This window comes from Pontibacter sp. HJ8 (assembly GCF_054824225.1).
Map to the genome: position 1 here is coordinate 1 of NZ_JSYF01000637.1, position 5,558 is coordinate 5,558.

At 43.5% G+C, this 5,558-nt stretch carries 3 protein-coding genes and 1 pseudogene; 1 reads left to right on the forward strand and 3 read right to left on the reverse strand.

All coding sequences use genetic code 11. From position 1 onward, the window contains the following. Window positions 1-395: 395 nt before the first annotated feature. The 3 genes from OB13_RS20460 to OB13_RS20470 form a co-directional block, all read right to left on the reverse strand. Window positions 396-1,169, reverse strand: a complete 774-nt coding sequence (locus OB13_RS20460; RefSeq protein ID WP_461492040.1) for an MBL fold metallo-hydrolase — start codon at window positions 1,167-1,169, stop codon at window positions 396-398. 75 nt (window positions 1,170-1,244) lie between these two features. After that, a complete protein-coding gene (locus tag OB13_RS20465; protein WP_461492041.1) occupies window positions 1,245-2,117 on the reverse strand; it encodes a helix-turn-helix domain-containing protein in 873 nt (290 codons plus the stop codon). A 343-nt stretch (window positions 2,118-2,460) separates the two neighbouring features. After that, a complete protein-coding gene (locus OB13_RS20470; protein ID WP_461492042.1) occupies window positions 2,461-5,013 on the reverse strand; it encodes a sensor histidine kinase in 2,553 nt (850 codons plus the stop codon). A 336-nt stretch (window positions 5,014-5,349) separates the two neighbouring features. Here OB13_RS20470 and OB13_RS20475 point away from each other — a divergent pair. Then, a pseudogene (locus OB13_RS20475) lies at window positions 5,350-5,558 on the forward strand (AraC family transcriptional regulator); the annotation flags it as partial.

Below are 5,558 nucleotides of genomic sequence, written 5' to 3' on the forward strand. Positions count from 1 at the left end.
TTTTAGTAATCCCCTGATAAGTTGGACGGTTTTAAAACGGAAACGTTGCTGAGGATAGGGTATGGGTTTATTACCTGGTGTTGAGGTATAAAATAACAGGTAAGGCACGAAATTAAGGACAAGAGATGCTTCGTTTGCAAAGCTTCTGCACTTGCCGGTTTACATCCAGATTAAGTAACATCCCGATTAAGGAGAATTCTGCTACAGATGCCAGAACCACAAGAGTCAGTTTGAAGAGCGCCTAAAGGGGAGCTGTTTTTTGTGTCCGAAGGTCATAAAAAAGGCCCTCAATTGCTGCAGAGGGCCTTTTTGTATTACTAAAGATGAAGTTATCGAAGCTTTTCCGCACGGATTAGGCTGCTTAAGAAGAGTGTCTCAGAACTTGAGCTACCGTTTCAAAACTGTAACTTTATCTCTTCGCCATCCTGCGGTACGATCAGCTTATCTTTTCTGATATTCACTTCATCCGCTTTTTTGCGGAGCGAGTCTCTTGTGGTGTGGCAGTGGTCTAATGCGTCCATGTGTACGGCAATGATTTTTGCTTCGCCGCTCTCATTTATCAGCGTCATGGTCTGGTCTTCATCCATCAGAATGGGTGTTGACTCAAACCCTGGGAAAGCCGCACCTCCTGAATTCACGACGATATAGTCGGGGTTGAACTTATGGATACTTTGCTCCACTTCATCTATCCAAATACTATCGCCCACAATATAGAGGGTAGGCTCATTGGCTGCCTTCAGGACGAAGCCAGAAACAGTGCCCATTTGCTTTAAAATTTCTCCGCTGCCGTGCTCACCACCGGTTCGATAAATGCTGATGTTGTTCCAAACAGTGCTGTCCTGTACGGTTTCGGCATTAGTGAAACCTTCCTTCTGGAAGAATTCCTCATCGGCAGGTTGATGTATAAGTTTTATACTTTTGCTCAGGGTTGCACTTGCCACCGGATCGAAGTGGTCGGGGTGGGTATGCGTTACCAGCACCAGGTCGACGTCCTCCACAATCTCTTCAATAGACATAGGTAAATCCACCATCGGGTTTCTTGCCTTGCCTGCCAACGGGTCAAAGGAGTCCTTCGGCATGAGCATAGGATCAACTAAAATTTTTTGCCCGGCATAGTTGACTATCAGAGTAGCATTTCTGACTAACTGTATACTTGCGCTTGTTGCCATATCGTATTGATTTTTAAATTTCTAAATTTCAATACAAAGGTATACAGGCTGCTTTAGTGCTTAGCTACCAAAGTCTTATGCCTTGCTACCATTTTGATAATCGGCAAGGAAGGAGGTGGTGGTCTGGCCGGTTTGCGATTTGAAAAAGCGCATCAAATGGTTGGGCTCCGAGAAGTGGAGCTCGTGTGCTATGTCGACAACCGTTAAACTTGAATGGATCAGGTAATTCTTGATTTCAAAGAGTAACCTTTGCTTGAGTAAATGGGTGGCCGTTACGTTAAATTGGGCCTGTACGGCTTTGTTGAGTGTGATCCTGCTTATACCTAAAAGCGATACATACTCACTGATCCGTTGCTTTTCTTTAATGTGCAGTTCCAGCAATCGTTTAAACTGATAGGCATAGTTATTCTCCGGCTTCTCAAGCGGCAGGTAGTTTTGGTAAGCGTAATCCCTGTTGAGCTTCAGCAGTAAATAATAGAGGAGGGAGCGGATGAGATGTTCACTGTCTGGATTCGCCTCTCTAAGCTCCGTGTGAATTTCAGTAAGTGTACTGCAGGCTTTTTGAATATCCTCGTTTGTAACGCGCATGCGAAGCGGGTAATCGTGCTGGTAAAAATAAAGTAGGCGGTATGTGAACAGCTTGTCAGCAAAAAAGTCGTTGAGAAAACCTTCCTGGAAAATAAGAAAAGTGAAGTCCAGGTGATCCGGATCCAGTTGCCATTGCCGCTTCTGAAAAGGCGAAATAAACACAATAGAGTTATCGCTTAGGTCGATCTTCCGCTGGTTTAATATGACGTGTCCTTTCGCTTTTCTGAAAAGCAGAATCTCGAAGTAATCGGTATTGTAAACCTCCGTATCCGTGTAGGCCTCTTTTAATTCATTGCCCAAACCTACCCGAAGCAAGACCTCTACGCCGCACCTGGTTTTATCAAATTTTATCGTTCTCAACTGCTACCTCTTTTTCTGCTATACGCTGTGTGAAGTGTTAAATTTACACGGAACTTAGGTATAGTTGCTATATGAGAAAGTTATTTGGTTGATCTGTTGTATGCTTTATCTGTTTAAATCCGGCAGTAGTTGCGCAAAGTATAACAGTAGAAAGGACAGGAAGTACAACAGCTGCTTAAAATTGGAAAATGTGGCTGTTGTGTATAGATTATGTGAATTTTAGCATACTTCAACATAGCTGGATAAAAAGGCAGGCTTTGTCATTATAGGTATACCTTGGGTATGGCAGATGCAAGTGGCAATTCTGTACAGTTGGGGGTCGCAGCTTATGGTTTTAAGTATGCTAAACAGGTAACTCAACTATAAACGTCGAACCTTCACACTCTTTTGTTTCCACTCTTATAGTCCCTTCATGTGCCTTAACGATCTCATAGCTCATCGATAAACCCAAGCCGGTTCCTTGTCCGGTTGGCTTTGTGGTGAAGAAAGGCTGAAAGATCTTGTCCAGGATGCTTTTCGGGATGCCAGCGCCATTGTCTGTTACTTTTATAACAGCCTTACCCTTTTCTTTTTTGGTCGTCACAAGTACAAGCGGTTCAAACGCTACTTTCATCTTCTGTTTCTTTTCATTTACTGCGTAGAATGCATTGTTGAAAAGATTTAAAAAGACTCTTCCGATTTCCTGAGGAACGACATTTATCCTGCTTAGACTCTCATCAAAATCAGTTTTTATTTCGGCATTGAATGCCCTGTCTTTTGCCCGAAGACCATGGTAGCTTAGGCGCAGATATTCATCGCACAAATTATTGATGTTGGTGGGTTCTTTTTGGCCTGTACGGGTACCGGTATGCTGCAGCATACCTTTTACAATGGCGTCTGCGCGTGTGCCATGATAGGTTATTTTTTCCTCGTTCGCTTCCAGGTTATCCGCAATGTCTTTTACTTCATCCAAGTTGCCTTGGCTGATGGCATCTTTCATTTCAGCGATTAGATCTGAATTGATATCAGAAAAGTTATTGATGAAGTTGAGGGGATTTTGTATTTCGTGTGCTATACCTGCTGCGAGTTGTCCAAGCGAAGCCATTTTTTCAGCTTGAATCAGTTGTTGCTGCGCCTGTTTTAATTCGATCAAGGTTTTATCAACCTGTTGTTTGGCTGTCTCCAGTTTACTGAAATCTTCGTAGCGTGCATAGGCCGTAGAAAATGCGTCTGCTATGGATTGAATTAACTTCATTTCTTCTTCACCTAGCAAGGTCGTATTCCCCACATACAACATGCCCTGCAAAAAAGGTACGAAATGGATATGAAAACCACCCCCCGGTAGCGTACGCAGGTATTGTTCTTTGGAAGTAAAAATGCCTTGCTCTACTAAAGCAATGCCGAATGCGGTATACGCTTCCTCATCCCAGAATTCCGAATAGATTTTCTTATCCTTCCAGTGAGCCACTATTTTAGAAATATTCCCTGGCGCGTTATATGGCAGATCAAAAGCAGCAACTGCTTTACCATCCGGTGTAGAAAGATAGGTATGGCTGACTTGTTGCAGATCATCCATGATGAACACCCCACAGCGTATAAAAGGAACCCCAAGTGTGGTGAGCTCATTCCAGATCAAGGGGGTGATTCTCTCAAGGTCACCGGCAGTACGCATCGACGCTATTTCTGCCCGAACCCGGTCAAGTGACGCTTGTTTTACTACCTCCCTTGCCTGCGCTTCTGCAATTTTCAAATCCAGGTAACGGCGGTAAGTGAGGCTAATTATGGCTGCAAACCTTTTTAATACGGCACTGGTTTCCGCATCCAGTGGATCTTTGGTGAACGTGAATAGTGCTCCTTCATCGAAAAAGAAGGAGGTGCTGGTTTGTTTTTCTAATGCAACACTCTGCGTGAACTGGGAAGCATTGTTAGAAAGGGCCCTGTAGTAATTCACTAAGTCTTCACCTGATAAGTCATACCGTAAAACCGGTTCTTTCCGAAGCCAGGCTTCATACCCAGCTTCAAGCATAGGATGAATAGACATGGACACGTTGCCGGTTACCTGCCCTATGGTACCTTCTTTGGTGGTTGTAGCCCGCCATACCTGCATTGTTTTTTCTTTTTCATCAATGATGATGAGCCCGCATCGCAAGAGCGGTATGCCGAGTTTTTCCAGCTCATTGAACAATACACCTGTTGCATCTCCAACATCGTCGCTGCTGCGCATGGCCATGGTGCGTGACCTTAGCCGTTCAAGGGATGTTTCAATTTGAGCTTCTCTTATCTGATCTTCTGTTCGCTGTAAGTCGATGAAACGCTGGTATAACCTTTCGAATTCAACGGCCATCTTGTTTACGACTTCTTTTTCTTCTTCTGTTGCTTCCCGGGTATGGCCAAACCCGACATACCCGAATTTACAGTAGCCCTGGGTAATGAATAAGCCATCAGGGAAGTCTTCGGGATAAAATTTTGCCTTTTCAGGTATAGCCGAAAGAATGTCCTGGAACAAGTAAAAGACCTGTGGAAGAATTTCCTTCGGATACATATGGCTGTTCACCTGGTTCGGGCCTCCTTTTTTCCAGTTTTCGACGCTGTCTTTCCAGGCATCTATTGCGTCAATATCAATCATCTGCTCTGCCTGTACACGTTGCCCATCCCGGCCGGTTGTTCGGTAGGAAAACTTATTATTTTTTAGATCAAACAGCGTGAGATGAGAGAATACCGGGCGGATGCCGAGAATATCATATTGTTCAAACAGAACGGACAACACATCACTCAATTCAAATGAATAATGCATATCCATTGCTCTGGCACGAACCCGCTCCAGGGCTGCTTCAATTTCGAGTTCCCGTTTAGTATCCGCTAACTTATCTTCAAGTTCAGCGATTCTCAATTGAAGGTCTTCTATCGGCTCAATCATTAGAATTAGCTATTTTTTCTTTATACGCTTCAGGATTGTTTTTTTATATGATTCTTATACTTGTTTTGATTATGCTGATATTTTAAAGTGTAAGGAGCAGTAAGTAAGCGGGGCTATACCTGGTAGAGAGACGATGGGAAATGAGACTGACTGTGATGGCTGAATAAATGCTTTTGTTTAGCTACTGTTTGCACAGATGTTTGAAAGCAATGCTGCTATACCTCGTATAGAGTTTTTTATTCCCTTGCATACCTCTTCATCCGGTTGTCGGTTTTGAACCAGTAATCTTAATCACATGTTACCTAGGTTAATATTTGATTTTCTTAATTTTGGCGAATGGAAAAGAACAATGTGCGCCCTGTCTCGGAGTTTAACAGCGACCTGAAGCTGAAAGGGTTTAATGTGTTTCAAATTGAAAGCGACGGGAATGCAACCCGCATTTACAGCAGAAAAGACTTTTATAAAATCTGCTTGACTACTGGTAAGAGCGCCATTCACTATGCCGACAGGAGTTTTGAAACCGAGGGCACCGTTTTGTTTTTTGG

Coding starts and splice junctions, on each gene's coding strand:
- OB13_RS20460 (WP_461492040.1), bottom strand. CDS start 1,169: ATGGCAACAAGCGCAAGTATACAGTTAGTCAGAAATGCTACTCTGATA.
- OB13_RS20470 (WP_461492042.1), bottom strand. CDS start 5,013: ATGATTGAGCCGATAGAAGACCTTCAATTGAGAATCGCTGAACTTGAA.